This window comes from Saccharothrix stipae, from assembly GCF_054781895.1.
In genome coordinates, this window is record NZ_BAAGTN010000001.1 from 493,400 (window position 1) to 520,371 (window position 26,972).

27 protein-coding genes are annotated in these 26,972 nt (G+C 72.5%); 20 read left to right on the top strand and 7 right to left on the bottom strand.

From position 1 onward, the window contains the following. Window positions 1-4: 4 nt before the first annotated feature. The gene (locus ACYVLT_RS02150) at window positions 5-1,000 is read right to left on the bottom strand and encodes a sigma-70 family RNA polymerase sigma factor (RefSeq protein ID WP_461118346.1); all 996 of its coding nucleotides are present in this window, start codon (window positions 998-1,000) and stop codon (window positions 5-7) included. Window positions 1,001-1,249: 249 nt separating this feature from the next. Between ACYVLT_RS02150 and ACYVLT_RS02155 the strand changes: the two genes are divergently transcribed. The 9 genes from ACYVLT_RS02155 to ACYVLT_RS02195 all read left to right on the top strand — a co-directional run bounded on the left by ACYVLT_RS02155 (window position 1,250) and on the right by ACYVLT_RS02195 (window position 8,559). Beyond that, window positions 1,250-1,960 carry a GAF and ANTAR domain-containing protein gene (locus tag ACYVLT_RS02155; RefSeq protein ID WP_461118347.1) on the top strand — a complete coding sequence of 237 codons (711 nt, stop codon included), beginning with the start codon at window positions 1,250-1,252 and terminating at the stop codon, window positions 1,958-1,960. Between the two features lie 123 nt (window positions 1,961-2,083). Beyond that, on the top strand, window positions 2,084-2,935 hold the full coding sequence (locus tag ACYVLT_RS02160; RefSeq protein WP_461118348.1) for a maleylpyruvate isomerase N-terminal domain-containing protein: 852 nt from the start codon (window positions 2,084-2,086) through the stop codon (window positions 2,933-2,935). 110 nt (window positions 2,936-3,045) lie between these two features. Continuing rightward, window positions 3,046-3,606, top strand: coding sequence for a GNAT family N-acetyltransferase (locus ACYVLT_RS02165; protein ID WP_461118349.1), 561 nt, complete (start codon window positions 3,046-3,048; stop codon window positions 3,604-3,606). Between the two features lie 70 nt (window positions 3,607-3,676). Further along, entirely contained in the window at window positions 3,677-4,471 is a 795-nt protein-coding gene (locus tag ACYVLT_RS02170; protein WP_461118350.1) for a lysostaphin resistance A-like protein, read from the top strand. Window positions 4,472-4,575: 104 nt separating this feature from the next. After that, complete coding sequence (locus ACYVLT_RS02175) at window positions 4,576-5,043, top strand: hypothetical protein (RefSeq protein ID WP_461118351.1); 468 nt, start codon at window positions 4,576-4,578, stop codon at window positions 5,041-5,043. Beyond that, entirely contained in the window at window positions 5,040-5,603 is a 564-nt protein-coding gene (locus ACYVLT_RS02180; RefSeq protein ID WP_461118352.1) for a hypothetical protein, read from the top strand. The genes ACYVLT_RS02175 and ACYVLT_RS02180 overlap by 4 nt, the downstream gene beginning before the upstream one ends. Window positions 5,604-5,633: 30 nt before the next feature. Then, window positions 5,634-6,494, top strand: coding sequence for a hypothetical protein (locus ACYVLT_RS02185; protein ID WP_461118353.1), 861 nt, complete (start codon window positions 5,634-5,636; stop codon window positions 6,492-6,494). Window positions 6,495-6,502: 8 nt separating this feature from the next. Beyond that, window positions 6,503-7,300: a hypothetical protein gene (locus tag ACYVLT_RS02190; RefSeq protein WP_461118354.1), complete on the top strand. Its 798-nt coding sequence runs from the start codon at window positions 6,503-6,505 to the stop codon at window positions 7,298-7,300. Continuing rightward, window positions 7,297-8,559 carry a protein kinase family protein gene (locus ACYVLT_RS02195; RefSeq protein ID WP_461118355.1) on the top strand — a complete coding sequence of 421 codons (1,263 nt, stop codon included), beginning with the start codon at window positions 7,297-7,299 and terminating at the stop codon, window positions 8,557-8,559. Before ACYVLT_RS02190 ends, ACYVLT_RS02195 begins: the two co-directional genes overlap by 4 nt. A 174-nt stretch (window positions 8,560-8,733) precedes the next feature. Here ACYVLT_RS02195 and ACYVLT_RS02200 read toward each other — a convergent pair whose 3' ends face one another. After that, complete coding sequence (locus tag ACYVLT_RS02200) at window positions 8,734-10,563, bottom strand: PIG-L family deacetylase (protein ID WP_461118356.1); 1,830 nt, start codon at window positions 10,561-10,563, stop codon at window positions 8,734-8,736. Window positions 10,564-10,748: 185 nt separating this feature from the next. Here ACYVLT_RS02200 and ACYVLT_RS02205 point away from each other — a divergent pair, with 185 nt between their 5' ends. From ACYVLT_RS02205 to ACYVLT_RS02220, 4 genes are all read left to right on the top strand, one after another. Then, window positions 10,749-11,768, top strand: coding sequence for a glycosyltransferase family 2 protein (locus tag ACYVLT_RS02205; protein WP_461118357.1), 1,020 nt, complete (start codon window positions 10,749-10,751; stop codon window positions 11,766-11,768). After that, on the top strand, window positions 11,765-12,166 hold the full coding sequence (locus tag ACYVLT_RS02210) for a GtrA family protein (protein ID WP_461118358.1): 402 nt from the start codon (window positions 11,765-11,767) through the stop codon (window positions 12,164-12,166). Before ACYVLT_RS02205 ends, ACYVLT_RS02210 begins: the two co-directional genes overlap by 4 nt. Window positions 12,167-12,177: 11 nt before the next feature. Continuing rightward, entirely contained in the window at window positions 12,178-14,346 is a 2,169-nt protein-coding gene (locus ACYVLT_RS02215; RefSeq protein ID WP_461118359.1) for a hypothetical protein, read from the top strand. Window positions 14,347-14,478: 132 nt separating this feature from the next. Beyond that, complete coding sequence (locus ACYVLT_RS02220) at window positions 14,479-15,114, top strand: hypothetical protein (RefSeq protein ID WP_461118360.1); 636 nt, start codon at window positions 14,479-14,481, stop codon at window positions 15,112-15,114. Window positions 15,115-15,134: 20 nt separating this feature from the next. Here ACYVLT_RS02220 and ACYVLT_RS02225 read toward each other — a convergent pair whose 3' ends face one another. From ACYVLT_RS02225 to ACYVLT_RS02235, 3 genes are all read right to left on the bottom strand, one after another. Further along, window positions 15,135-16,556, bottom strand: a complete 1,422-nt coding sequence (locus tag ACYVLT_RS02225) for a toll/interleukin-1 receptor domain-containing protein (RefSeq protein ID WP_461118361.1) — start codon at window positions 16,554-16,556, stop codon at window positions 15,135-15,137. A gap of 84 nt (window positions 16,557-16,640) precedes the next feature. Continuing rightward, entirely contained in the window at window positions 16,641-17,489 is an 849-nt protein-coding gene (locus tag ACYVLT_RS02230) for an ABC transporter permease (RefSeq protein ID WP_461118362.1), read from the bottom strand. Next, a complete protein-coding gene (locus ACYVLT_RS02235) occupies window positions 17,486-18,382 on the bottom strand; it encodes an ABC transporter ATP-binding protein (protein WP_461118363.1) in 897 nt (298 codons plus the stop codon). Before ACYVLT_RS02235 ends, ACYVLT_RS02230 begins: the two co-directional genes overlap by 4 nt. Window positions 18,383-18,580: 198 nt before the next feature. Here ACYVLT_RS02235 and ACYVLT_RS02240 point away from each other — a divergent pair, with 198 nt between their 5' ends. Further along, window positions 18,581-19,402 carry a GbsR/MarR family transcriptional regulator gene (locus ACYVLT_RS02240; RefSeq protein ID WP_461118364.1) on the top strand — a complete coding sequence of 274 codons (822 nt, stop codon included), beginning with the start codon at window positions 18,581-18,583 and terminating at the stop codon, window positions 19,400-19,402. Window positions 19,403-19,450: 48 nt separating this feature from the next. Continuing rightward, on the top strand, window positions 19,451-20,080 hold the full coding sequence (locus tag ACYVLT_RS02245; protein WP_461118365.1) for a CG0192-related protein: 630 nt from the start codon (window positions 19,451-19,453) through the stop codon (window positions 20,078-20,080). A gap of 3 nt (window positions 20,081-20,083) precedes the next feature. Here ACYVLT_RS02245 and ACYVLT_RS02250 read toward each other — a convergent pair whose 3' ends face one another. Next, entirely contained in the window at window positions 20,084-21,526 is a 1,443-nt protein-coding gene (locus tag ACYVLT_RS02250; protein WP_461118366.1) for a flavin monoamine oxidase family protein, read from the bottom strand. Window positions 21,527-21,967: 441 nt separating this feature from the next. Between ACYVLT_RS02250 and ACYVLT_RS02255 the strand changes: the two genes are divergently transcribed. The 3 genes from ACYVLT_RS02255 (at window position 21,968) to ACYVLT_RS02265 (ending at window position 24,392) form a co-directional block, all read left to right on the top strand. Further along, the gene (locus ACYVLT_RS02255; RefSeq protein WP_461118367.1) at window positions 21,968-22,255 is read left to right on the top strand and encodes a DUF3040 domain-containing protein; all 288 of its coding nucleotides are present in this window, start codon (window positions 21,968-21,970) and stop codon (window positions 22,253-22,255) included. A 104-nt stretch (window positions 22,256-22,359) separates the two neighbouring features. Beyond that, window positions 22,360-22,833 (top strand): hypothetical protein, encoded by a 474-nt coding sequence (locus ACYVLT_RS02260; protein ID WP_461118368.1) that lies wholly within the window; start codon window positions 22,360-22,362, stop codon window positions 22,831-22,833. 212 nt (window positions 22,834-23,045) lie between these two features. Continuing rightward, window positions 23,046-24,392: a hypothetical protein gene (locus ACYVLT_RS02265; protein ID WP_461118369.1), complete on the top strand. Its 1,347-nt coding sequence runs from the start codon at window positions 23,046-23,048 to the stop codon at window positions 24,390-24,392. Between the two features lie 51 nt (window positions 24,393-24,443). Here ACYVLT_RS02265 and ACYVLT_RS02270 read toward each other — a convergent pair whose 3' ends face one another. Then, the gene (locus ACYVLT_RS02270) at window positions 24,444-24,938 is read right to left on the bottom strand and encodes a hypothetical protein (protein ID WP_461118370.1); all 495 of its coding nucleotides are present in this window, start codon (window positions 24,936-24,938) and stop codon (window positions 24,444-24,446) included. A gap of 264 nt (window positions 24,939-25,202) precedes the next feature. On the opposite strand from ACYVLT_RS02270, the gene ACYVLT_RS02275 reads away from it, so the two are divergent. Continuing rightward, window positions 25,203-25,793, top strand: a complete 591-nt coding sequence (locus tag ACYVLT_RS02275) for a hypothetical protein (RefSeq protein WP_461118371.1) — start codon at window positions 25,203-25,205, stop codon at window positions 25,791-25,793. Next, a complete protein-coding gene (locus ACYVLT_RS02280) occupies window positions 25,790-26,941 on the top strand; it encodes a PrsW family glutamic-type intramembrane protease (RefSeq protein WP_461118372.1) in 1,152 nt (383 codons plus the stop codon). The genes ACYVLT_RS02275 and ACYVLT_RS02280 overlap by 4 nt, the downstream gene beginning before the upstream one ends. The last annotated feature ends 31 nt before the right edge of the window (window positions 26,942-26,972 follow it).

Here is a 26,972-nt window from a genome sequence, read left to right on the forward strand (position 1 = left end):
CGCGTCACCCGGCCCAGGCGAACAGGGCCTGGTTGCGCTCGGGGTCGCGCAGCAGCCGGATGGACTCCTTCTCCAGCTGCCGGACGCGTTCCCGGGTCAGGCCGAGCTCGTCGGCCAGCTCCTGGAGGCTGCGGGCGCGCCCGTCGGACAGCCCGTAACGCTGGGTGAGGATCCGTGCCTGCCGCTCGGGCAGGGTGCGCACCAGGGCGCGCAGCTCCTCGGCGACGCCCTGCTGCTCGACCGCCTCGTGGGCGTGCACGGCCTCGACGTCCTCGATCAGGTCGGCCACCGAGGCGCCGCCGTCGTCGCCGACCGGCGTCTCCAGGCTGAGCGTGGCGCGGCTGGCGGCGTGCAGCCGGACCACCCGGTCGACCGGCACCTTCGCCGCCCGCGCCACCTCCTCGACGGTGGGCTCGCGGTCGGTCTCCAAGCGCAGCCGCTGCTCGACCTTGCGCAGCTTGCCCACCTCCTCGTGCACGTGCATCGGGAGCCGGATCGTCCGGGTCTGCTCGGCCAGGCCGCGTTCGATGGCCTGGCGGATCCACCAGACCGCGTAGGTGGAGAACTTGAAGCCCTTGAGGTAGTCCCACTTCTCCACCGCGCGGATCAGGCCGAGGTTGCCCTCCTGCACCACGTCCAGCAGCGGCAGGCCGCGGAACGAGTGCTTCTTGGCCACTGACACCACCAGGCGCAGGTTGGCCCGGATCATGTGGTCCTTCGCACGCCGGCCCTCCTCCGCCACGGCGCGCAGCGCACGGTGACGCGGCGCGTCCATCGCGGGGCCTTCGCCCTCGTCGGACCGCCGCACCAGCTCGGCGGCGTACACGCCCGCCTCGATGCGCCTGGCCAGCACGACCTCCTCGTCGGCGGTGAGCAGGGGCGTCGACGTGAGCTCGCGCAGGTAGCGACCCACCAGGTCGGCCTCACGCGCTTCCTCGCGCACGGTCGTGGTCGGGCGGATCGTGCGTGCCTGGCGGGGCAGGTCCATCGTCAACGACATGGGCGTCTCCTTGCCGGGTAGCACCCGCGCACGGCTGACGTGCGGGGATCTAAGACTTCAGAGGGGTCGTCCGCCGATGCAGCGGCTTCGGACGACTTCGCCCCGCGCACCTCGGGCAGGGCCGACACCCGGTTCAACGGAACGCCTTCGGCTCGTATTCCACGTCGAGAGGTGGCCCCCGCGTGGACGTGACAGGGCACACGCGACATGCTGAGGGCCCTGGCGGACCACGATCGGTGGAGGTTGCTCATGGTCGACGACACGACCGGTGACGATCTGGCCGCCCGACTGAACGAGGTCGCCCGCGCGCTGCACCGGCAGGGCAGCGCACAGGACACCTTGGACGAGATCGTGCGCTCGGCCGTGGGCACGATCCCCGGCGCCTGGCACGCCGGGATCATGACGATCGTCAGCAAGCGGGACATCCGGACCGTCGCGACGACCGACGACGTGCCGCGCGACGTGGACCAGGCCCAGTACGACACCGGTCAGGGGCCGTGCCTCACCGCGCTCTACCAGCAGAAGATCGTGAGCGCGCCCGACCTGGCCGCGGAGACCCGGTGGCCCCTGTTCGCCGAGCGGGCGTTGGCGCTGGACGTGTCGAGCATGCTGTCGTTCCGGCTGTACGTGTCGGGCGACGACCTCGGCGCGCTCAACCTGTACTCCCCCGACAAGCACGCGTTCGACGAGGAGTCCGAGCACGTGGGCCTGCTGTTCGCCGGGCACGCCGCCGTGGCCCTGGCCACCGCGCAGGAGCGGGAGCACCTGGCCGACGCCGTGCTCACCCGGGACCTGATCGGCCAGGCCAAGGGCATCCTGATGGAACGCCACAAGCTCACCGCCGACCAGGCGTTCGCCGCGCTCGTGCGCGCCAGCCAGCAGACCAACACCAAGCTGCGCGACCTCGCCGAGCGGCTCACCCGGACAGGTGAACTCCCGGCCCGCCCCGGCCGCGGTTGAGTCCGGGTCGCCACGGGGACCACGCGTCGCGAGTCGCCGCAGTAGAGCACGCACGCGGTAGTTCGGCGATCGCCCACCTCACTACCTTCGGTGCAGTCACGTCGACGGCACGGGAGGCCACTCGTGGAGCTGGAGATCACCGACCAGCGGTGGCAGGACGCGCGTGACGCGGTCGCCGCCGCCGCGGAGCGGTTCACCCGGATGCTCGCGGCCTGCCGGACACCGGAGCGCCGCACGATCGGTGACTGGTCGGTGGCCGACACCGCCGCCCACGTCGCCATCGTCGCCCGCCTGAACGCCGGCCTGGTGAGCGGTGACCTGTCCCCGCTCGACGCGCCCGACCTGGACCGGGGTTGGCAGGAGTCCGGCCTGGGCGGGTTCGCCCGGCTCAACGCGCTGAGCCTGGACCACTTCCCCGAGCGGTCGCTGGAGGTGGTGTCGAACACCCTGCTCGAAGAGGTCGACCTGCTGCTGACCCGGGCCAAGGACGTCGACCCGCGCGAACTGCGGCCGTGGCTGGGCAGCGCCCAGCTCCCCGCCGCCGCGCACGTGGCCCACCAGCTCAACGAGATCCTGATCCACGGCCTGGACATCGCCCGCGCGCTCAACGTCCCCTGGCCCATCTCCACCCACGAGGCGGCCCTCACCTTCGACCTGTTCCTCATGCCCATGCTCGGCGGGAAGTCGGGCCGGCTCCTGGCGGGCGGCGGCGGTGCCGGTGGCCGCGTCACCATCGAGTTCCGCTCGAAGCACACCACCCCGGTCGTGCTGACCCACGACAACGGGCGGTTGCAGGTCGAGCCGGCGCGCGGCGGGAAGGTCGACGCGCAGGTCAGGTTCGACCCGGCCACGATGATGCTCACCATCTTCCGCCGCACCCAGCTCGCGCGGGCCGTCGCGACCGGGAAGCTCTTCGCCTTCGGCCGACGCCCCTGGGCCGCCGTCGGCTACCTGCGGGGCATGCGCTCACCGTGAGCCGAAAGCCGGAAAACCCGGTGGCCCGCGGCCGCGCGGTGGTTACTGTGCACGGGACGTCGACCCGACGGGCGGGCACGTCCGTCACGACACGCCGGCGGGGGTGAGCGATGGTGGTGCCGGCAGGGTGGCCGCAGGACGCGGTGCTGCGGACGACGCGGCTGCGGGTGGAACCCGTGCGGGTCGCGCACGCCGAGGAGATGGCGGTCGTGCTGGGCGATCCGACGCTCTACGCGATCGTCGGCGGTGCGCCGCCCACCGCCACCGAACTCGCGGCGCGGTACCGGCGGTGGGAGCGGCCTTCGTCCGACGACGGGCGTGAGGGCTGGCTGAACTGGGTCGTCGTGCGGGACGCCGACGACGCGGCCGTCGGCACCGTGCAGGCGACCACGACGGCCGGCGCGAACGGGCTGACCGCGCAGGTGGCCTGGGTGATCGGGGTGGCGTTCCAGGGTCGCGGCTACGCCACCGAGGCCGCCGCCGCGGTGGTCGGGTGGCTCGTCGAACGCGGCGCGCGGGACGTGCACGCCCACATCGCGCCCGAGCACCTGGCCAGCGAGGCGGTCGCCCGGCGCCTCGGCATGCGCGCCACCGGGGAGTGCCGCGACGACGGCGAACAGCGCTGGCGCTTCCGGCCCGCACCCGCGAACCCGTCCGGACGTGCGGTCTGACGGCCCACCGGTGGGCCGTCCGGCGGCGACGTCGAGTTGACCACGCCGCCCGGACGGGTTATCCACGGTTGTGAGCGATGACCGGATCGGGCCGGTTCCCGACGACCGCGTGCCCACGCCGCCGCCCGGCCCAGGCCCCGGCACCGTCCGGGAACGGCGGGCGGGGCTGTTGCTGCTGGCGGTGTTCCTGGCCGCGCAGCTGACGATGCTGGTTCTCTCGGTGCTGGTGCTGCTGTCCTACGGCTCGGGGGACGCGGCGGTGCTGGAGGACGGTCGGCTGCTCGCGTTGCTGGTCGTGCCGACGTCGTTGGGCGCGGTGGTGGGCGTGCTCGGCACGGCCTGGCTGGGCGGCGGTCCGCGGCACGGTCGGGCGCGGCGCGAGTTGGCGGTGCGCTGGAGCCTGAAGGACATCGGCATCGGCACGGCGCTGGGCCTGGGCGGGTTGGTGCTGACGCTGCCCGCGGCGGCGTTGTGGGCGGCCTGGGTGGGTGAGGAGGAGGCCACCTCGGCGGTCGGTGACGCGTTCGCCGGGCGCGAGTTGGGTCCGACGGCGGCGGTGGTCGTGTTCCTGGCCGTGTGGCTGGTCGCGCCGCTCGCCGAGGAGGTCGTGTTCCGGGGCGTGCTGTGGCGCGCGTTCGAGCACCTGGGCTGGAACCGCTGGGTCGTGTTCGCGGCCACGAGCCTGGTGTTCTCGTTCGCGCACCTGGAGCTGCTGCGCACACCGCTGCTGCTGGTGCTGTCGATCCCGATCGGCCTGGCCCGGTTGCTCACCGGCAACCTGCTCGCGAGCATCGTCGCCCACCAGGTCAACAACCTGCTGCCCGCCATCGCCCTGCTCCTGGCCACCACGGGCGCCCTGCCGTGACCGGTCGCTGACCCCTCCGTTGGTCCGTCCGGGGGACACGACGACACGAGCGCATGATCCTCGGCGATACCCGGAGTACACGCCGAAACTCGCGCGGAGGGTCAGTGCACACCTCGGGAAGGACCGCCGAGCCCCGGGACCGGGCCGTCGCACCCGGCGGCCCGCGCGACCGCCGGCTGGCGCCGGTCTACGCGCTGGTGGTCTCGTTCCTGGTGGTCGTGCTGCTCGGTGCCGTGGTGCGCGAGCCCGCCGAGCAGCCGGTGGACCCCCGACTGGTGGACCTCCAACTCGTCACGACCGGGCGGGCACCCGTCACCGACCTGGCGAACGCCCAGGTGAAGCTGCTGGACGGGAGCGGGACGACCCTCGTGGTGAACGCCGAGGGACGGGTCGACGACGTCAAGTCGGGCGAGTCGCTCACGGTCTGCGTGCGGCTCCCTCGGGGGTGGTCGGCCCCGAAGCCCGCGGAACAGCTCGCCGACTTCGCGTGCTGGCCGTCGGTCGACCCGGACGTGGTCAACGCCGACGGGCGGGTCGAGCTGGTCGTGGCCCGGTCGGAGGTGGGTCGATGAGCACCGGGAACACGGCCCTCACCACGGGGTGCGCCGCGATCGGCGCGTTGATCGGCGTGCTGTTCTGGGAGCCGGGCGCCTGGCGCGCGGTGACCGCGGTGGCGGTCGGCACCGTCCTCGGTGTCGTCGTCGCGCTCGGGCTGCTGACCGTCGACCGACGGCCGCGGGTCCGAGCGGCCACGTCGCCCGAACCCGCACCGCCGCCGACCACGACGCCAACGACGACACCGACCGCGGCACCGACCCCGACGGCGGCTCCGACCGCGTCGCCGACTCCGACGGCGACACCGACCTCGGCCACCGGCCGGACCTGGTGGACCGAGGCACGCCCGACCGCCGTCCCCGCCGACCGGCCGGATGCGGCGCCGCCGGCGGCCCACGAGGTGGACCGCGCGGTCGTGGCGCAGTGCCCGCGCTGCGGCGATTTCCGGCTGGACCTGACCGAGGACGGCGACGCCTACGCCTTCCACTGCCGCAACCCGAACTGCGGCCACCGGTGGGAGTGGCGCGCGGGCGCGCCGTGGCCGACCACGGTCGTCCGCCGCAACCTGACCGGATGACGTGACGGCCGACGACGAAGAGGGGGCGCTGTGGAGAAGTACCGGCAGTCCGTGTCGCGGTCCGAGCCGGGGTGCGTGGTGATCCTGCTCGACCGCTCGGACTCGATGAAGCTCGCCTGGGGCCGCACCGGCGCGTCGCTCGCGGACGGCGCGGCGTTGGCGGTCAACAACATCCTGCTGGACATGTGCATCAAGGCGACCACCGAGGTCAACGCCCCGGTGCGGCACTACTTCGACGTGGGGATCTTCAGCTACGGCGCGCGTCTCGGCGAACCGGGCGAGGGCGTCGAGTCGGCGTTCGGCGGCGTGCTGGCCGGGCGTGGTCTGGTGCCGCTGCCGGAGTTGGCCGAGCACCCCATGGCCGTGCGCGAGGAGCCGTCCATCGACCTGATGCCGGTGAGCGCCCGGATGCCGGTGTGGGTCGACCCCGTGCACGGCCACCGCACGCCGATGTGCCAGGCGATCGCGGTCGCCGGCGGGCACGTGTTCGACTGGGCGGCCGAGCACCCGGACTCGTTCCCGCCGATCGTCATCAACATCACCGACGGCATGGTGACCGACAGCCCGTACGACGGCGCGAGCCTCCAGGACTGGGTGCGGCGGTTGACGTCGATCGAGACCAACGACGGCGCGACGTTGTTCTTCAACGTGTTCCTCTCCCCCTTCGAGGTCACCGAGATCGTGTTCCCGGCCGACGCGGGCGGCCTGCCGCCACCCGGACCGGACCTGTTCGCGCTGAGCAGCCCCCTGCCGCAGCCGATGATCGACAACGCCGCGGTCGACGGCTACGACGTCCGGCCGGGCGCGCGCGGCCTGGCGTTCAACGTCGGCCGCTCGACCCTGCTGCGGGTGTTGCAGATCGGCACCAGAGTCCCGGACCGCGCGCGGTAGGGGCGGCCGTGATCCACACCACGCACGTCGTCTTCTACGCGGCCAAGCACGGCAACGCCGAGGCCGAGTGGGAGGACGGCGCGGCGGCCGCACCCGCGGACGGGAACGGCCGCGGCCCTCGGTTCGCCGTCGCGGACGGCGCCACGCAGGGCTTCGGCTCCGCCCGCTGGGCGCAACAGCTCGTCGCGGGCTTCGTCGGGGACCAGGGCGCGGCGCCCGACCTCACCGCGACCGCGCTGCACGACTGGGCGTCGGCCGTGCAGACCCGGTGGCGCGACGACCCGCGGCTGGCCGGCGCGACCGACCTGCAACGGCTCAAGCAGGCCACCGTCGGCTCGTTCGCCACGTTCCTGGGCTGCGAGCTCCTCGACCTCGCGGGACCGCGGCCGCGCTGGTCGGCGGTCGCGCTGGGCGACGCGGTGTTGTTCCACGTCCGCGCGCACCGTGTGGTCGCGCAGTTCCCGCGGATCGCGCCCGACGCGTTCGGGTCCAACCCGGACGGCCTGCCGACCGACGCCGCCGGGCTGGCCGCCATGATCGGCCGGGCGGCGTTCGCCGGGGGCGACCTCGCCGACGGCGACCTGCTCTACCTGGCCACCGACGCGTTCGCGCAGTGGGTCGCCGCCGCGGACCTGCGCGACCGGCGGGCGTTGTGGTCGACGTTGGCGGGTCTCGATCACCCGGAGAGGTTCCGCGAGCTCGTCGCCGGCCGGCGCGCGGCGCGCGAGATGGTCAACGACGACGTCACCCTCATGCGGGTGCGCCTCGACCGGGCGCCGGCCGCACACCTGGTGGTGTGCCTGTGACCCGGTACCCGACGCCCGAGGAGTACATGAAGGCGGTGCAGAGCCCGGACTGCTTCGTCGCGGACGAGCTGCGCGGGCTGGAGCTCGTGGTGCACCCCCTCTACGGGATACCGATGCCGGCCGCGGGCACGAGTGCCGTGGTGTTCAAGGCGGTGGCCGAGGGCAGGCCGCAGGCGCTGCGGTTCTTCACCCGGGACGACGTGTCCAGCGGTGCGCGTTACGGCGCGCTGCACGAGCACTTCACGTCCCACGGGCTGACGGACGTGGTCGCCCTGCCGCGGTGGGTCGACGACGGGATCCGGGTCAACCGCGCCACCTGGCCCGTGGTGCGGATGCAGTGGGTCGAGGGCCACACGCTGAACCGGCACGTGGACGGGTTGGTCGGGCGCGCGGACACCGCGTCGTTGGCCGCGTTGGCCCGGTCCTGGCGGGAGCTGGTGGCGGGGATCCAGCGGGCCGGGTTCGCGCACGGTGACCTCCAGCACGGCAACGTCCTCGTCGGCGCGGGCGGTGACCTGCGGCTGGTCGACTTCGACTGCTCGTGGGTCCCCCGCTTCGCCGGGACGCCGGCACCGGGCGAGACCGGGCACCGCAACTACCAACCGGAGCACCGGCCGTGGGGCCGGTGGATGGACACGTTCCCGGGCCTGGTCGTCTACCTGTCGCTGCTGGCGCTGGCGCGGGACCCGACCGGCTGGCACGCCCTGCACACCGGCGAGAACATGCTGTTGCGGCGGGAGGACTTCCGGCCGCCGTTCGACACGCCCGCGTGGGCACGCCTGGCCGCGATCGGTGATCCGGACGTGGACGAGGTGGCCCGACGGCTCCGCTGGTGCTGCACGCCCGGGTGGGTTGCCGAAACCGGCTTGGACGAGCTGCTCTCGCCCCGGGTCACGCCCTGGTGGGAACGCACGCCCACGGTGGTGGCGCCCCAGCCCGCGCCCGTTCCCTCTCCCGTTCCCATGCCGACGCCGCGTCCGCCGATCCCCACGGCCGTGCCGGGGCCCGTCGTCGCGGCATCGCGTGGTGGTGACTGGTGGTCCGCCGTCGACCCGGCCGCGCGGCACGCACCCGCACCGGCGCCCGCGGCCAAGCGGCCCGCGCTCGCGAGCGTGCTCGTGGCCGCCGTCCTCGCCGGAATGGTGCTCGGTTCGGTCACCGTCGCGGGAGCGGGACCGGTGGCGGCCGTGGTGCTCGGCGCGATGGCGGCCCTGGTCGCGGTGGCGATCGGCCTGGCCCGACGAAGCCGCTCGGGCTGACCCGCTCGCCACCGCGCGATCAAAGACCCCGCCACGGCCGCGACGGTAGAACCCTCCGCAACGACCCCGATCGAAGAGCCGTCCGCGGCCCCGGTCGAAAAGCCCCCCGCCGCAGCCCTGATCGAAGAGCCGTCCGCGACAGGCGCGATCAGGGGCCGTCCGAGACGGGCTCGATCAGGGGAACGTCCGCCACGGGGTGAACCGTCCGGCCTCGTCCTGGGTCGTGGCGTGGAGTCGGCCGTCCGGGCCGATGGCCGCCACCCACAGCCGGCCGTCGCCGTCGACCGCGACGGCCGGGTGGTCCAGGACCGTGCCGTCGATGCCGACCCAGTCGCCGTTCGCGTTGGTGGTCGCGGCGCCGGAGGCCTCCCGGCCGACGATGGTGAGGGCACCGTCGGCGAAGGCCGCCGCGAGGCCGCCCGAGCCGCCCGGCCCGGCCTGCCGGCGCGGTGCCGACCACGTGCCGCGCCCTGACGTGATAGCGACCTCGCCGGTGTCCGCGACCAGGTGCACGACGGTCGACGAGCCGTCGGGTGCGGTGAGGGCGACCGGCGGCCCGGCCGGCGAGGTCGGCGGGAACGCGCGGTCCCGGCCCGACCCGTCCCGGTGCACCACGGCGGTGGTGGTGTGGGCGAAGACCTCGACCTCTCCGTCCGGTGTGGTCACCGCGCTCAGCCCGTCCTGCACGTCGGAACCGCCCAACCGGGTCCAGCCCGTCCACCCGCCGTCCTCGCTCTGCTCGGCGCGGCTGATGCCGCCGGTCGCGTCCCGCACGAACAGGACCAGCCCGCCGTCGCCGCGCGCCGCCACGGCGGGTGTGCCGACCCTCGGGTCGCCGTGGTCGGGACTGCCGACCACGGCCCAGCCGCCGTCGTCGTGGCAGGTGATCTCGGCCGTGTCGAGCCTGCGGCCGCACACCGTGACGCCACCCGGGCCGGCGGCCACGGCCAGGCCGGCCGCGAGTGCGCCGGGCGGCTCCAGGTCGCCCAGGGACTCCCAGTCGCCACCGGCCTGCCGCCAGCCCACGACGTGCCCGCCGACCACCGCGTACGCGTGCAGCCGGCCGTCGGCCGCACGACCGATCCACGACGTGCCGCGCGGCCAGCGGTAGTACATGCGGCGGGACCACCGGTCGTACAGCGGGTGGCCGCCGATCCGGTCGTCGTGACGCGCGTAGGCGACGAAGTGCCCCACCTTGTCCTCCTGCTCGGCCGCGGGGAGGTTGACCGGCGCGTGATCGGTGTTGTAGCCGCGGTAGCCGACCTGGACCAGCCTGGGCACCGCGGGCGACTCCAGGTGGATCCGCGCCGCCTCTTCCGCGAACCACACGCCGGCCACGTGGTCGGGGTGGTCGTGCCAGGGACCCCACTGCGCGTGGCCCGGGTCGGGGCTGCCGTCCTGGGTTCGCAGCACCGTGGGCCGGAACTCCGCCATGAGCTCCACGAGGACCCGCAACAGGGCACCCCTGGTGTAGCCGGACGGACCGGTGGCCTGGCCGCCAGTCGGCACGATCGTGTCCACCCGGGCCGACCCGCTCTGGTCGTGCCACAACCGCATCAGCGCGTGCCGGCCGCCCTTGGCGCGCGGGTTCGCGTTGTCGGGCAGGTTGAGGAACACCAGGTGCACGTCGGGCCGGGCGTCGAGGACGTACCGCTCGACCACCTGGCCGTCCGCCAGCGCCGCCGCCGAGGCCCGCCACCGGTCGGCCACCCCCGCCATCCGCGCGTAGGCGGCCCGGGCGCCGGCCTGCCGCGACGCCGAGTAGCCGCCCGGATCGGGCGCGTCCGACTCGCCGGCGGTGAGGAACACCGTCATCAGCCGCCGCCCCGATCCGACCGCGTACCGCAGGTCCGGGTTCATGAACAGCAGGTCGTCGTCGTGGTGCGCCACCACGTGGAGGAACGCGACATCGGGTGCGGGCCGCGGCGCCGACGGGTCGCCGCACGCCACGAGCGCGGCCAGGACGAGGGCGGTGAACAGTGCGCCCGGTCGTGCTCGTGCCATCCGCTGGTCCCCGTTCCGATGGGTCTCGACGGGGCCGAGAGGTTATCGGCTGGCGCACGGGAATGGCGCAGGCGTCGCCCGATGGGGTGGACATCCCGGTCACGCCCGCCGCGGAGCGGGGTTCGGCCGGCCCGCCGTGCCATAGTCGCCGTCGTCCCCGCCGTTGCCCCTCCTGATGAGGACCCGTGCGCATTTCCGTGGTCGTGCCGTGCTTCAACGAAGAGCGCGGGCTGGAGGACTTGTACGCGGTCCTGGCGCGGGTGCTGCCCACCGTGAGCGAGGACTTCGAGGTCCTCCTCGTGGACGACGGCAGCGTGGACGGGACGCTCGGGGTGCTGCGCCGCATCGCGGCACGCGACCCCAGGTTCAAGTACCTGGCGCTGAGCCGCAACTTCGGCAAGGAAGCCTCGATGCTGGCAGGGCTGCGGCACGCCGACGGCGACGTGACCGCGATCATGGACGCCGACCTCCAGCACCCGCCCGAACTGCTGGCGAGGATGGTCGCCCTGGCGGCCCAGGGCTACGACCAGGTCGTGGCCCGCCGCAGCAGGCGTGGGGAACGGCCGATGCGCAGGCTCGCGTCCACGCTCTACTACCGGCTGGTCAACAAGGTGGTCGACGTGACGCTGCACAACGGCGCGGGCGACTTCCGCCTGCTCAGCAAACGCGCGGTGCGGGCGTTGCTGTCGTTGGGCGAGTACAACCGGTTCTCGAAGGGGTTGTTCGCCTGGATCGGCTTCGACACGGTCGTGATCGACTACGACAACGTCGAGCGCGCGCAGGGCGACAGCAGGTGGAGCGTGCGCAAGCTGCTCAACTACGGCATCGACGGCGTCCTCTCGTTCAACTCCCGGCCGTTGCGGCTGGGGATCTACCTGGGTGCCCTGGTCACCACGGTGGCGTTCGGCTACGGCTGGTGGGTCGTCGCGCACGCGGTGCGGCACGGGGTCGACGTGCCGGGCTACGTCACGGTGATGTGCGGCATCCTCGGCCTCGGTGGTCTGCAACTGCTGTTCCTCGGGGTGATCGGCGAGTACGTCGGCCGCATCTACGCCGAGACGAAGCGCCGCCCGCACTTCCTGGTCAAGGAGTCCGGCGGGGTGGAGCAGTCCGGCGCGGTCGAGCGGCCGGGCGGGGTCGCGCGCGCCCACGAGCCCGGGTACGAGGTCGCGGTCGAGCCTTTCGCCGAGTGGACCGCCCGGTGACCGGTCGCCTCCGCCGCCTGGTCCGGTTCGGGCTCGTCGGGGTGCTCAACACCGCTGTCTACTACGGCCTCTACCTGGCGCTGCGCACCTTGACGCCGTACCTAGCGGCGCACCTGGTCGCCTTCGGACTGGCGATGGTCGGCTCCTACTTCCTCAACTGCCACTTCACCTTCCGCACCCGGCCCGCGCTGCGGACGTTCCTGCTCTTCCCGCTGTCCAACGCGACGAACCTCGTGGTGAGCACCGGCGGGCTCTACCTGCTGGTCTCCGGTCTCGACGTGGACCAGCGGGTCGCGCCGCTGCTCGCGTCGGCGGCGGCGATCCCGTGCACGTTCCTCGTGGCGCAACTCGTCCTCGTCGGACGTCCGGCGCCCGCCCCACCACCCGTCCGGCATTGAAGGTCACCGACATGCCCGCACTCGTCCGCAGGCCGCCGTCCGGTCTGCCGGTGGCCGTCGGCGTCGTCGCCACCGTGCTGCTGCTCGCCCAGGTCCCGTTCCTGCGCAACCGGCTGTTCTACGCGTGGGACGACAGCGCGGCGCAGTTCCTGCCCATGTGGCACCACTTGGGCGGCCGGTTGACCAGCGGGCGGTGGCCGCTGCTCGAAGTGGACAACTGGATGGGCGGCAACATCGCCGCCGAGGCGTTGTTCGGCATCTGGAACCCGGTCAACCTGGCCAACTACGTGCTGGTGTCGCGGTTCGACGACCTCGCGCTCGCCGGGCTCGTGGTGAAGAGCGAGTTCCTGGCGCTGCTGGCGCTGGGCACGTACCTGCTGTGCCGGGGCTACGGCGCGGGGCGCGGACCGGCGGCGGTGGTGGCGATCGCGTTGCCGTTCTGCGGTTTCACGCTCTACTACGACGCCTCGTCGTGGGCGTCGGGGCTCATGGCGTTCACGTGGGTGGTGCTCACGTGGTGGGCGGCCAAGCGGCTGGACGCCGGCGGCAGTCCACTGTGGCCGTTCCTGTTCGGCGCGCTCGCGGTGACGTCGGGCAACCCGTACGGCGTGCTGGGCGTGTGCGTGGTGCTGTTCGCGCTGGTGGTCGAGGCGTGGTTGCGCCGCGACCGGACGGTGCTGGTGCGCCTGCTCGTGGTCGGGGTGCTGGTCGGACTGCTCGTGCCGCTGGTGTACCTGCCGCTGCTGGGCACCTCGGCGGTGACCATCCGGGCGGGCCAGGGGTTCGCCAGCAACGGGCTGCTCATGCCGAGGCTGTCGGACCTCCTGCACCTGAGCGTGCCGAGCCACCTCCCGTTGATCCGCACGTTCAGCGACCCTCTGCGCCTGACCGTGCCCGGCGTGTACTTCGCCTGGTTCGTGGTGCCGCTGCTGCCGTGGTTGCGGTGGGACCTGCTGCGCGGGCGGTGGCGCGGGCTGGTCGGCGTGTTCGCGGTCGGCCTGGTGTACCTGCTGCTGGCGCTGGGCCCGTCGAACGCCTGGATGTTCCGCTTCCCGCTGCGCCACGTGCAGGTCCTGTTCCTGGCCGTCGGGGTGCTGTTCGCGGTGCTGCTCACGGCGGGGCTGCGGGTCGACCACCTTCGGCGGCGCGTGCTGGTGACGGCGGGTGTGCTCGTGCTGTCCGCGTACCTCACCTTCGCGGCCGGGACGTGGCAGTGGCAGCGGCACCTGGTGTCGCTGGGCCTGCTGGCGGCGGGCACCGCGCTGGTGGTGTTCCGCGCCCGTGCGGGCCGCGGCGTCAGCGTGGTGCTGGTCCTCGGTGTGGCCGCGACGTTGTCGTTGCAGACCTCGTGGTTCCCGGCGAACCGGGACGTGGCGGACCACGTGTTCCCCCGGTCCGTCGCCGCCTTGCGGGCCGCGGCCCACGGCGGCGGAACCACGTTCCCGGTCGGCTCGGTCGACCCCGGCAACGTCGGGTTGGTCGCCGGCACCGCGTCGGTCGGCTCGTACACCGGCATGTCGTTGCGCGCCTTCGCCGACGCGACGTGCATGGACTTCGCCGGCTCGACCTGCCCGGACAGCCTGCGCCGGATCTTCACGCCGACCGACGTCGACGGCCGCACGCCCGCCGACCTGATGGGCCTGGAGACCATCGTCGTGCAACGGGGCGTGCTGCCCGAGGTCACCGCTCCTGCGGGGTGGGCGCTGACGGACCGCACGGACACCCGGCTCGTGCTGCGGCGCATCGGCCCGGTCGAGTGGCCCGAGGGCAGGCTGACGCACGCGACGGTCGACGTCGACCGGGACGTGTCACCGGACGACCGGCACGAGCACGTCCGGTTCACCAAGGCGCGCGGAGAGACCGGCACCCTGGTGTTCGCCCGGCTGGCGTGGCCCGGCTACCGCGCCGAGCTCGACGGCGTGCACCTCAGGACCAGCCAGGGGCCGGCCGGACTGCTGGTCGTCCACGTACCGGCCGACGTCGAGGCGGGCGAGGTGCACCTCACCTGGGTCCCACCGGGCCTGCCCGTGGGCATCGCGCTCGCCGCGGCGAGCCTGCTGAGCGCGTTCGCCCACGCCGCGTTCACGCACCGACGTCGGCGCAGGCCCCTCGACTTCGTGCCGCGCCAGCGCCGAAACCCGCGCCACGCCGCGATGTCGAACGCCGGATCGCCCTCGTAGACCCGCAGTCAGGTGTTGCACCCTCGCGTCGTCACTATCGAGTGAGGGCCGTTCCCGCTCGGTCGACCCGGGATTAGCGTGGGATCCAGGACCGACGCAGCCGGCCCGCACAGCAGGACAGGAGGCCCTTCAATGTCCACAGCGGAACAGGATGCCGCAGTCGCACCCCCGATCGGCGTCGTCTTCGCGCTGACCGTGGTCAACGGGTCCGGCTCCCAGGCGAACACCATGATCTTCCCCGCCGCGAAGGCCGGGTCGCAGGGTTCCATCGTGGTGTGGCAGTCGTTCCAGCTACCGCCCGGCGACACGAACGCCGTCACCTGGAAGTACGGCCTGAACTTCGTGCGCGGCGGGCTCGGCCAGTTCGGACCGGGGCAGGACTACGAGCCGCTCCAGGTCGTCGACGCGGTGCCGGACGAGTCCAACCAGATCACCCTGGCCCTGGTGGACGGGGAACTGGCCCTCACCGATCCGCGCCCCGGACCGCCCGGGACGCTCCTGGTCGTCCAGGACTCGAGCGTGCCGGCGAACGCGGGCAACGTGGGCGTCGGCATCAGCGGCTTCGGCACCTTCGTCGCGCCCGCCCAACCCGGCAGTGAGCAGAGCTACGGCTACACGCCCCAGTTGTGCATCGGCACCGGCACGTTCACCGCGGGCCAGCTCATGAGCACCATGGGCATCGACACGCAGACCCCGCTGAACTTCCCCGCCGGCGTGACCACGGCGACCGCGACGTTCGACGGGACCGCCTGGAACATCGCCTACTAGTGGTCGTGACGGCGGAAGGTTCAGGAGACCAGCAGCGCGAGCAGCACGCCGACCAGTCCGACCGACGCGATCACGACGGCTTGGCGGGACCGGGGCTCGTGCCGCCTGACGGCCACCACACCGAGGACCAGGCCGGCGACGACCGCCAACCCCGCCAGGACGGCGATCGGGGCGGATCCGGTCGCGCCGGTCAATGCCAGCAGCACGAACGGGATGCCGGTCGCGCCGAGGACCGCCCCGACGAACGCCAACGAACGACCGTCCGACGATGACGGTGGCTGAGGTGCGGGCGGTTCCGGCGCGGGCGGCAGGGGCGCGGACGGGTGGGGCGCGGACGACTTGGCCGTGGCGGGCGACGGCTCGCCGGCGGACGGCTGCGGCGCCGGCGGCTCCTGCTCCGTGCCCTGCCACCACTGCCGACCGGACGCCGGAGCGGACGGCCCGGGGGTGGGCGGTTCCGGAGCGGAAGGGTGCGGCGCCGACGGTTGCGGCACGGATGGTTGTGCCGTGGGCGGTTCCGCCGTGGATGGTTGTGGAGTGGACGGTTTCGGAGTGGACGGTGCGGGCGTCGGCTGTTCGGTGGTCGGCTGCCCTGCCGCGGTGATGACGTCCCTCCGCCAGCCCGAACCCGTCGCCGTTGTGCCGCCCGAGCCCGCCGCACCCGCCGGGCTGGACTCGGCGGTCGGCGGGACCTGCTCGGGCACCGGCGGCGGGCCTATCACCACCGGGTGCTGCTGCCAGTGGTCGGCGGCCGAGAGCCAGGTGACGCCCTCGGGCAGCCCTTCACCCTCGCCCGGCTCCATGCCCGCCAGGATCTCGTCGATCTCCCGCGTGTTCATGTTGGTGATCTCGCCCCGCTCGCGGAACTCGCGCAGCAACGTGACGATGTCGGCACGGGCGATCTCGTCCCGCTCCGTCCTCAGGTGCCGCCGCAGCTGCCCGATGATGATCTCCTGCCGGTCCGGCGCGATCGGCTGGGGGCCGAGGAGCTCGGCGATCCGGTAGAGGTACTCGAACGGCACCTTCGGCGGCGGTGGGAGCGGGTTGGGCAGCACGCGCGGCCGGGCGGTCAGCTCGGTCAGCGCGCCCGCCAGCGACACGATCGCGTCGGCGCTGCGCTCCCGGTAGTCGACCAGCTGCCGTTCCATGATCGGGATGCGGAGGTTGTCCAGCGGGCCGACCTGCACCGGGAGCACGGGCACGCCGAGCTGCTGCGCGTAGTCGAACTCCGCGTGGCAGGGCACCGACTTCCAGGAGGCCTGCGACAACGCGAACACGAACACGCGCGCGGCCTGGATGGTCCGGATGATCTCGCGCCACCACAGCTCGCCGCCGTGGATCTCGTGGTCGAGCCAGACCTGGTGCCCCATCCGGCCGAGGTCGTCCCGAAGGGCGCGCACCAGGGATTCGTCGGCCCGGGTGTAGCTGACGAAGATGGTCATGGTCACGCCCTCCGGTCGGGGCACGTGGAACGGGCACTCATCTGATTGGTCGCGCGGAAGCCCCCTTTCGTTGCGCTCGGTCGCCTACCCGATCCGCTGGAGTGACTTCTCCCGGCGCCGCGCCACGCTCGACCCGGACTCCCGGCGGGCCACCCGGCGCAGCACGACGGGCGCCAGGACCAGGCCGAGCACCGCCCACGCGGTGAGCACGCCGACGGTCTCCAGGTGCCGCCACGACTCCCCTATCTCCACGGCCGCGGCGGCGTCGGGCAGCAACGCCGAGCGCATGCCGAGGCCGAGCCAGTAGACCGGGAAGACCTGGGCGACCCACTGCACCCAGTCGGGCAGGGACGTGATGGGGTAGAAGACGCCGGAGATCGCGATCATGGCCAGGATCGGCAGGATGAGCAGCCCCTGGCCGCGGGCGCTGGAGAACACCGAGCCGAGCACCGCGCCGATCGGCAGGGCGGCCAGCATCCCGAGCGCCAGCACCCAGGCCAGGGTCAGCCAGGCGTCCGGGCTGCCCGTCACCAGGCCGGAGACCAGGAACACGCCGGGGACCAGGAAGATGGCCAGGTCGACGACCAGGCCGCCGGACACCTGGACGATCTTGCCGACCAGGTAGCCCAGCATCCCGTTCGGGGTGGCCTTCGCGCGCAGCAACGTGCCGTCCTCGCGTTCGGCGGTGAGCAGTTGGCTCATGGTGACCATGGCCATCGCGGCGTTCATGCCCAGGATGCCGGGCAGCGCGAGCGCGCCGACGGAGAACCCGGTCCGCCCGAACGACACGTCACGCAGGAAGAACGTGACCACGAGCATCAGCACGGGCCAGAACGCGTGGTTCCACAGGTCGGCGCCGTTGGTCAGGGACTGCCGCAACTCGATCACGCCGCGCTGCCAGCCGGCCCGCAACGCGGTGGTGGTCGGGCTCATCGGGCCGCTCCTCGTGCCTCGACCCGGCGCACCAGCGACAGGTAGGTGTCCTCCAGCGAGGCCCGGCGGACCTCCAGGTCGGTGATGTCGTCGCCGTGGCGGCGGAACAGGTCGTGCACGAACCTGGTGGACTCCCGGACCGACCGCACGTGCTGCTGCCCGGCGTGGGTCCAGCGGACCTCGTCCTCGCCCGCGATCCGGTGCGCCAGTTCCTCGGCCGTGCCGTCGGCGACGATCCGGCCGCCGTCGAGGATGACGATCCGGTCGGCCAGCTTCTCGGCTTCGTCCAGGTCGTGCGTGGTGAGCAGGATGGTGGTCGAGTCCCGGTCGGCCAGCCCGCGCACGAGTTCGTGGAACTCGCGCCGGGCGACCGGGTCGAACCCGGTGGTCGGCTCGTCCAGGAACAGCACCTCGGGACGGCCGACGATGCCCACCGCGACGTCCAGCCGGCGACGCTGCCCGCCGGACAGCGTCCGGACCGGATTGCCCGCCTGCGCGGTCAGGCCGACCGCCTCGACCAGGTCGTCCGGGTCCCACGGTCGGTCGACCTGCTCGGTGGCGTAGCAGGAGTAGTAGGTGCCCAGGTGCGCCAGCAGCTCGCGGACCCGCCACTTGCCGTGGTCGCGCCAGGACTGCAGGACGACGCCCACGCGTGCGCGCCACCGTTCGTCGGCGTGCGCCGGGTCGACGCCGAGCACCGACACGCGGCCCGCCGACCGCATCCGGAAGCCCTCCAGGATCTCGATGGTCGTGGTCTTGCCCGCGCCGTTGGGGCCGAGCAGGGCCAGCACCTCGCCGTGGCGGGCGTGGAAGGTGACGTCGTGCAGGACGTCGACGGTGCCGTAGCGCATGCGCAGACCGTCGACGTCGAGCACGACTTGATCGCTCGTCATCGCTCCCCCTCTCTCTTGGTTGACCTTCAGGAGGGCGTGAAAGCTACGTTGCGTTTCTCGGACCAGCAATCAATTCCGCCCCGGAAGCGACCTTTCAGCAGGCCGAACGAACGAAATCGTTGCAACGATGCTGCCGTTGAAAGCAATGATTTCGCCGCTGTCGTTGCACTGTGCTGCCGGTGAACGCACACTGGGCGGGTGCCGGGTGGCAGGCTGACCGACGAGGAGCGCCGCGACATCGCGACGGGTCTGACCGACGGCCTCGGGTACGCCGAGATCGCGCGGCGGTTGGGCAGGCCGACGTCGACCGTCACCCGCGAGGTGGGGCGCAACGGCGGCCCGCGCGACTACCGCGCCGAACGCGCCCACCGGGCCGCGTGGCGGCGCGCCCGCCGACGTCCGACGGCCACGCCGCACGAGCCACCGGTCGCCGTCGGGTCGGACGGCCGCGATCCGGGGGCGGTGCTGGCGTTCGCCGAGGAGTTCGCCGCGCTGATGGAGCGGACGGGCCTGCCGCGCATGGCGGCCCGCGTGCTGGCGAGCCTGGTCACGACCCACTCCGGCGCGCTGACCGTCACCGACCTGGTCCGCCGGTTGCGGGTCAGCCCGGCGTCGGTGTCCAAGGCCGTCGGCTACCTCGAAGGGCTCGAACTGCTCCGCCGGGAGCGCGACGCCCGGCGGGAGCGGTACCTCATCGACGACGACATGTGGCTGCGGACGTGGCTGACCAGCGCCCGGACCAACGCGATGCTCGCGGACACGGCCCAGCGCGGCGTCGAGGTGCTGGACGCGAGCACGCCCGCCGGGGCCCGGTTGGACCACATGCGGCGGTTCTTCGACCGGCTGAGCGAGGACATGTCCGGCGGCCCGACCACGGTCTCCGGCGACGTGGTGACCGTGCTGGCCGCGCTGGTCCGCGCGGTGACCCCGCAGGCCGCGGACCGGCTCGCCGCCGAGCTGGGTTGGTCGCCGGACCGCGTCGCCGACGCCCTGCGCGACGCCGACCACGTGACGCGCTAGTCACCTCGACCGGTCTGCCGGAAACGATCACCCGACTACGATGGGCGCATGGCTCTGATCCACCGCGCCACCGTGCGACCCACCAAGCTCGAACTGCTCGCCGCCTGGCTGCCCGACCGCGACTGGCACGTCGGTCCGGCCGACGAGGTGACGCGGGTGGCGGGCTACCGCTTCGACGACCCCGCGGGCGCGGTCGGGATCGAGACGCTGGTGGTCCGGGTCGGCGACGGGGCGGTGCTCCAGATCCCGCTCACCTACCGCGACGCGCCCCTGGCCGGTGGCGAGGAGTGGCTGGTGGGCACCACGGAGCACTCGGTGCTGGGCAAGCGCTGGGTCTACGACGCGACCGGTGACCCGGTGTACGCGGCGGTGCTGGCGAGCGTGGTCCTCGGGAACACCGGTCAGGCCGAGGAGTTCGTGGACGTCGAGGGCGGCCAGGAGCGCCGCGAGCCCGACATGACCGTGGTCGGCGGCGCCACCGGGGGCGCGGACGTGCCCGTGGTGGGCGCGATCGAGCGCGTGGTCGAGGGCGACCCGACGCTCGTCGTGACCGACACCGTCGAGTTGGCGGTCCGGCGGCGCCTCGACACCGGTGCCACGCTCACCGGTGCCACGCTGACCGGCACGTGGCCCGGTCAGCCGACACCGGTGCCGCTGGCGTCCGCCACGCTCCGCTGAGGGTCAGTCCTTCCAGGGCATCTCGTCGCGCAACCCCTCGTGGATCGCGAAGGCGTTCTTCACCGCCGCCTTGAGCGCGCCCTCGACCCACCGCCGGTGCCTGCGGTCGCACGCGTCGTTGGCGAACCAGACCCGGTTCACCGGCCGGATCACGTCCTCGTAGAACGTCTCGCTCATCTCGAACGCCCGGAACAGCGGCCCGATGCCGCACGCGAACCAGTCGAGCGCCCAGTCCTTGTAGACGCCGAACTCGAAGGTGTCCCTGGCCTCCGGGTGGATCTTGACCAGGTCCTCCAGCGCCTGCATCACGCTCTCGTCACCGGCCAGCGGCGTGTACGGCATGCTGTCCTGCTCCCAGCAGTACGACGCGATCATCACGCCCTTGCGGAACCGGGTGTCCTGCCCGGCGGGCGGGTAGACGATGTTGCGGATCGCCAGGTCGGTCACGGTGAGGCCGTGCGTGATGCCGTAGGAGGTCTCCCACCACCGCTCGCTGAACTGCATGAACAGCTTGTGCGCGCGGCCGTAGTAGGTGTTGCGGATGGCGTACCACTTGTCCGGGTCGAGCCCTTGGATCTCCATGTGCCGCAGGCTGGCGAACGGCACCGTCACGATGCACTCGTCCGCCGTGACCGTCTGCGCCCGGCGCCCGGCGCGGTAGTGCACCCGCACCCCGCTGTCGTCCTGGTCGACGCCGTGCACCAGGGCGCCGAACCGGATGTCGTCCATGAGCATCGGCTCGAACGCCCGGGGCAGCGAGTCCGCACCGTCCACGATGTAGTTCAGGTGGCCGAAGACGTCCTCGTAGAAGTGCGAGAACCACTCGACCAGCGAGAAGTGGTAGCGGCCCTCCAGGTTGAACAGCGGTCCGAGCATGGCCAGCGCGCCGTCGCTCAGGCCCCGTTCCTTCAGGTAGCCGAGCAGCGTGTACCGGTCGTAGTCGGTGAGCAGCCGGTGCCACGCCTTGTCCTCGTCCTCCTGCTCCATGATGTCGACCAGCGGTTGCACGGTGTGCCGCAGCAGGTCGTGCGGCGCCCGGTCCTTCTCCTCGGGCAGCAGGTCGAAGCTGAACTGGTCGGCGCTGAAGTCGCGCCGCCGGACGCCCTTGCCCTGCAGGTAGACGAACGTGTCCTCGTCGTACATGGGGAACGGCCTGGTGGCGAGCTTGAACTTCTCGTCGATCAGCCACGAGACCAAGGGGTGCTGCTGCGGGAACCGCATCGCGCCGAATTCGCCGTACATGTCGCCGGCGAAATCGCGGTGGGTCAGGATCCGCCCGCCCAACCGGTTCTGGCCTTCGAGGATCGTCACCTCGTGGCCGGCTTCCTTCAACAGCATCGCCGCGGTCAACCCGGCCATTCCGGCGCCGACCACGACGATTCGCCGCCGTGGCGCGGAACTCTCCGGCAGCCCTTGCTTGAGCAGGTCGAGCACGTCCAACACCATGGAGACCACCTCACACCCGATCCGATTTCGCGGTCGTGCCGCGATTTGCTTGGCAGTGGAGGTGGCCATCCCCGATACCCGACCGTACTCGGCCACAAACCGGGGGCCAACGCCCTGATGGGGTGAGGTGAATTGTCCGGTCGGGTGACCATTCCGATGAATTGCGGACTCGCCGCGTCGCCACCTGCCCGGGCCGCGACTCGACCAGCTTGCCGTCGGAGCCCGCGCAGCGGTCGGCCCGCCGCAGCCCTACCCCCGTGCGCCAGGCCTGCTCACCGACGTGTGCAAGCAACCCGCCGCCGACACCCAGCCCGCCCCTCGGCCGGGCCCTACCGTTCTCATCCCTTGCCCAAGGACTCCGAACAGGTAGCGTTTTGGCGACGACTCGGTCACGCTCGGGGGCGAGACCGCGCAACCACGGGAGCGAAAGCGAGCACCGAGATGGCCCTGCAGGACCACGAAGAACGCGCGCTGGCGGAGATCGAGCAGCAACTGGCCGATGACGACCCCCGCTTCGTCGCCCGACTTGGTCGCAAGCGCTCGTGGATCCGCACCTCGCGGCGCGTGGCGTACGCGGCGGCGTTGGTCTCCACCTACCTGACCGGCCTGCTGGTCGTCATCGCCGGGGTGACCCTGCCGTCGGTGATCCTGATCGTCCTCGGCTCCGCCGTCACCGCCGTCTTCCCCGTGCTGACGGCCGCCCGCGCCTGGCGCGCGAGACGGCGCTGAGCCGTCGAGGCAGACGGTCCTGCCCCGGCCGCGAGTAGCCTGGACGGTGCGCCGCCGCGTCCACGCCCACGAGGGGGATTGCTTTGGCGCGTCCACGTTTACTCGTGCATGTCACCGCCGCGGCCGTGATGGTCGCCGGCCTGCTGACCGCCGCGTTCGTCGGCTCGGCCACCGCGTGCAGCTGCTACCCGGGCTCAGGCCAGGGCGAGGCGGCGGCCTACTTGCGGGCGGACCACGTGTTCGTCGGCGTGGTCCTCAGCGAGACGCTGGAAGGCAACAACCCGGACATCTCGTACGACGACCAGTACCGCTACCGGGTGAAGTCCGGTACGGAGTACAAGGGCGACGTCCCGCGCAGGGTCGACATCCTCACCTCGACCAGCGGCGCGGCGTGCGGCATCAGGCTCACCGTGGGCACCGAGTACCTGATCTTCGCCCACGGCAGCTCCGACGACGGCGCCGTCGAGTCGCAGTACTGCTCGGGCACCCGCCTGGCGTCGGCGGGCCCGCCGATCAGCACACCGACGCAGCCGACCACCACCACACCGACCACGACCTGCTCGACCGCGACGCCGTGAGGCCGTGATCGGACCGGCGGGTGCCGCCACACCCGCCGGCGCCGCGGCTCGGACGTCCCGGTCCGGCTTCGAGCGGTGCCGCTGCCCGGCGAAGGTCGTCCCTTCGCGGGTCGTGACCGGTGAACTCGTCGAGCACCACCTCGTCCGGACACGGCGTTGACGGCGTAGGGCACGATCACGTCGGCAGCCACCGATCCGAAGGAGGGCAGCCGATGCGCGCCCGAGCCGCCGTCGCCCGACGCAGGCCGCCGCGACGCGGACCGACGCTGCGGCTGCCGTTCGCCGGCCACATCGCGCTGTGGCTGCTCCTGGGCGTCACCGTGGCCGCGTCGACGGCCTGGGTGCTGTGGCTGCTGCTGGGACAACCCGCCCTGCGCCCGCCGAACGCCGGACCCGCGACCACCCAGGACAAGTTCGACGGTCTCAAGATCGCGCTGACCGTCGTGGGCGGCATCGGCGGGGTCATCGCCCTGACCGTCGCCTACCGCAAACAACGACTCGGCGAGGCCGCCGAACGCCGCGAGGACACCAAGGCCTTCACCGAACGCTTCACCAAGGCTTCCGAACTCATCGGCTCACCGCAGGCCGCGGTCCGCCTCGCCGGGATCCACGCCATGGCCGCCCTCGCCGACGACTGGGACGACCACCGGCAGACCTGCATCGACGTCCTGTGCGCCTACCTGCGCATGCCCTACGACCCTCCCGCCACGTCCCCGCCACCCCCGCCACCGGGCAACCGGGGACTCGGGCTGCGCAGACCACGCCCCACCTCCCTCCGCACCCCGGCACCACCCGCCGCCGCGCCGCCGGAGGACCCGCGCGAGGAACGACAGGTCCGCCACACCGTCATCCGGGTGATCGCCGCACACCTGCGCCCCGACGCGCCGGTGGCGTGGAACGGGCGCACCCTCGACTTCACCGGCGCCACGTTCGACGGCGGGAACCTCGGGGGGATCGACGTCGGACCGGGCACGGACCTGGTCTTCCGGGACGTGACGATCTCCGGCGGGCACCTCGACCTCACCGACGTGACGATCTCCGGCGGAGGGGTCGACTTCAGGGGCGCGGCGATCTCCGGCGGGTACATCGGCTTCGGAGGTTCGACGATCTCCACCGGTGAAGTGGACTTCGGGGACTCGACCATCTCCGGCGGCGAGATCGACTTCGGGCACGTGACGATGTCCGGCGGCCGGGTCGACCTCGGCGGCATGACGATCTCCGGCGGTTTCGTCCACTTCGCGGGCGCGGAGATCTCCGGCGGCGAGATCGTCCTCGCGGACGCGACGGTGTCCGGCGGCGACGTCAACTTCATGACCGCGACGGTCTCCGGCGGGTACGTCGACTTCACGGACGCCAAGCTCTCCGACGGAGAAGTCACCTTCGCGTACGCGACGCTGTCCGGCGGCCGAGTCGACTTCCTGGGTGCGGAGTTCTCCGGCCTCCGGGTCGACTTCGAGGACGCGAAGGTCTCCGACGGCGTGGTGGACATCGTCGCCGAGGCCGCCGACCGGCTTCGGCTCACGACCCCGAACGAGCCGGCGGCGACCGGGTCCCACTGATCACGCGGCGGTGACCGCCAGGGGCTTGGCGAAGCCCGCGTCCACGTCGACTCAGGTCTGCGGCCACATCGAGTAGACGAGGTTGTCCTCGTCCGCGCACACGACCTGCGGCAGGGCCGGCTCGGGCACCTGGTTGCACGTCATGTCGCCGATCACCACCGGCGGCCGTCCCGGGGACGGGTCGCGGCGCTGGGCGTAGTAGTCGAACAGGACCGCGGCGGCTTGGTCGCAGGTAAGCCGGCCGGACGGGGTCTCGACGACGACGGCGAGCATCGGTTTGCCCAGGGCGCCGGGGAACGGGTCGTCGCAGTACTCGGCCGGCGCGCCCTCGTCGATCGTCGGCAACGGCACGGGCGTCGGCTCCGGGGTCGGCGCCAGGGTCGGCTCGGCGGTCGGCTCCGCCTCGGCGGACGTGGTCGCGGGCCCGGCCGCGTCGCCCGAACCGGAGCCCTCCACGGCGGTCGAGCAGCCGGCGACCAGGGCGAGGGCGACCAGGACGAGCGCTGGTGCGGCGATCGCGCCCATGCCCGTCACGGCACGGCTCATCGCGTTCGGACGTCTTGCGGGCGGCGAGGTTTCCACGGCCGGTGAGACGCGACGGCGAAGCCCCCGGTTTCGGGCAATTCCACATCGATCGCCCGCGGCCCTCCCGCGCTCGGCAGGACCGCGTGCCACGCGCGCGGGTGGGCTCACCGGTGCCCGGACGCGAGTGGAGCGCTCGGGGGTCGGACCCCGATTTCGTCATGCGGGCGACAGCCCCCGTGCCCATACTCGTCCGGCTTGGCTCGGCTCGACCGCGGAGGTGGCGGTGTGATCGGTACCGGAACGGCGGAACTGCCCGAACTGCCCCGGCGCGAGCCGTACCGGACGTGGTGGGGGTCGTTGATCGTGGTCGCGGTCATCCTGCTGTTGGTCGGCACGCTCGTGGTCGTCGACGACAACACCTCCGGTGCCGAGGCGATCGCGCCGGGGACGACCATCGAGGTCGGCAGAGGGGTGACCTACGTGCCGGCCGACGGGTGGTCGCTGCTCCGCGAGGGCACCACGCCGGGCAGCGCGTCCCGGGTGGCCGGTCAGGGCGCGACGTTCACCGTGAACGCGAACGAGTGGGACGGCACCCTGGCCGAGGAGGTCGAGCGCACCGAGCGCGGCATCACCGCCGACGGCTCGATCCAGCTGACCGGGGACGGGGCGTCCTTCCACACCGACGGCGGGCTGACCGGCGTGGCGCTGGCCTACGTGGGCGCGCACGTCCAGGGCCGGGCGTGGATCGTGGTGGACGAGCAGTCCGACGTGTCCGTGGTCGCCTACGGGCCCAGCGCGGTGGAGACCTACCAGCGGACCGCGGGCCAGATCGACGGGATGGTCGACAGCATCCGGATGACGGGAGCGCGCTCGTGACGCAGGTCAAGTCCACTCCCGACCTGGTGGCCCCGGTGGGCGTCGACAGCTTCTTCCAGCCACGGCGGGTGGCGTTCTGGGTGATGCTGTTCTTCATCGCCAACGGCCTGTTCTTCGAGGCCACCCAACTGTTCACCGCCTACCGCGTGGTGCCCGTCGCGGTGCTGTTCGGCATCGTGGTGTGGACGCTCTACACCATTCCCGTGCTGCTGTTCTTCCGGTCGCTGGACCTGTTCGAGCAGCATCCGCCCCTGGGCTACGTGCTGGCGTTCACCTGGGGCGGTTTCGCCGCGACCTACCTCGCCATCTCCGCCAACGGCGCCATCTTCTCGCTCGCGGCCAAGCTCGGTGGTCCGCAGTACGCGGCCGACTGGGGCGCCGCGCTGGCCGGTCCGAGTGTCGAGGAGACCCTGAAGGTCCTCGGTGTGATCCTGCTGGTGCTGGTGGCGCGCAACCAGTTCCCGACGGTGTTGTCGGTCGTGGCCGTCGGCGCGGTGGTCGGCCTCGGGTTCCAGGTCCTGGAGGACCTGTCCTACTCGATCAACACCGCCATCGCCTTCCCGATCGACAACGAACTGCTGCCCGTCGCCGCCATGCTGGGCACCCGCGGCATCGTCAGCGGCATCTGGAGCCACGCCATGTTCACCTCCATCGCCGCGTACGGCATCGGGTACTTCCTGACCCGCCGCCACCAGCCGTTCGCCCAACGCGTCGGTGTGGCCGTGGCGGCCTTCGCCGCGGCGTGGTCACTGCACTTCTTCTGGAACTCACCGGCCTTCGCCGACCTCGGGTTCTTCGTCCCGATCCTCATCAAGGCCATCCCGGTCGCCATCGTCGGTTACCTGATCTGGCGGCTCGCGGGCAAGGAGGAGGGCTCCTACCTGGAGGTCCTCGCCGACCACTTCGTCGCCGACGACCTCATCACGCCCGAGGAACGCGCCGACCTGACGTCCCTGCGGCGGCGCCGGCACGCCCGCCGGCAGCTCAAGAAGGCCAGGGGCGGCAAGGCGGCCAAGGCGCTGCGGGAACTCCAGCGCGAACAGGTGCGCCTGGTCATGTACCACGGCCGCTACGGCGCCGGGGCCAAGCTCCCCGACCACGAGTACGCCGTCCGCCGCGCTCGCGCCCGGGTCGAGGCGGTGGCGTAGGCGCGGTGCGCGACGCCGCGGTGCCGGTGCG

What these genes read in the sequence shown, in the direction of transcription:
- ACYVLT_RS02230 (WP_461118362.1), bottom strand. Translation starts at nt 17,489, where the DNA reads ATGAGCCCGACCACCACCGCGTTGCGGGCCGGCTGGCAGCGCGGCGTG.
- ACYVLT_RS02215 (WP_461118359.1), top strand. Translation starts at nt 12,178, where the DNA reads ATGCCCGCACTCGTCCGCAGGCCGCCGTCCGGTCTGCCGGTGGCCGTC.
- ACYVLT_RS02180 (WP_461118352.1), top strand. Translation starts at nt 5,040, where the DNA reads ATGAGCACCGGGAACACGGCCCTCACCACGGGGTGCGCCGCGATCGGC.
- ACYVLT_RS02255 (WP_461118367.1), top strand. Translation starts at nt 21,968, where the DNA reads ATGGCCCTGCAGGACCACGAAGAACGCGCGCTGGCGGAGATCGAGCAG.
- ACYVLT_RS02165 (WP_461118349.1), top strand. Translation starts at nt 3,046, where the DNA reads ATGGTGGTGCCGGCAGGGTGGCCGCAGGACGCGGTGCTGCGGACGACG.
- ACYVLT_RS02245 (WP_461118365.1), top strand. Translation starts at nt 19,451, where the DNA reads ATGGCTCTGATCCACCGCGCCACCGTGCGACCCACCAAGCTCGAACTG.
- ACYVLT_RS02250 (WP_461118366.1), bottom strand. Translation starts at nt 21,526, where the DNA reads ATGGTGTTGGACGTGCTCGACCTGCTCAAGCAAGGGCTGCCGGAGAGT.
- ACYVLT_RS02220 (WP_461118360.1), top strand. Translation starts at nt 14,479, where the DNA reads ATGTCCACAGCGGAACAGGATGCCGCAGTCGCACCCCCGATCGGCGTC.
- ACYVLT_RS02270 (WP_461118370.1), bottom strand. Translation starts at nt 24,938, where the DNA reads ATGAGCCGTGCCGTGACGGGCATGGGCGCGATCGCCGCACCAGCGCTC.
- ACYVLT_RS02235 (WP_461118363.1), bottom strand. Translation starts at nt 18,382, where the DNA reads ATGACGAGCGATCAAGTCGTGCTCGACGTCGACGGTCTGCGCATGCGC.
- ACYVLT_RS02155 (WP_461118347.1), top strand. Translation starts at nt 1,250, where the DNA reads ATGGTCGACGACACGACCGGTGACGATCTGGCCGCCCGACTGAACGAG.
- ACYVLT_RS02150 (WP_461118346.1), bottom strand. Translation starts at nt 1,000, where the DNA reads ATGTCGTTGACGATGGACCTGCCCCGCCAGGCACGCACGATCCGCCCG.
- ACYVLT_RS02225 (WP_461118361.1), bottom strand. Translation starts at nt 16,556, where the DNA reads ATGACCATCTTCGTCAGCTACACCCGGGCCGACGAATCCCTGGTGCGC.
- ACYVLT_RS02200 (WP_461118356.1), bottom strand. Translation starts at nt 10,563, where the DNA reads ATGGCACGAGCACGACCGGGCGCACTGTTCACCGCCCTCGTCCTGGCC.
- ACYVLT_RS02265 (WP_461118369.1), top strand. Translation starts at nt 23,046, where the DNA reads ATGCGCGCCCGAGCCGCCGTCGCCCGACGCAGGCCGCCGCGACGCGGA.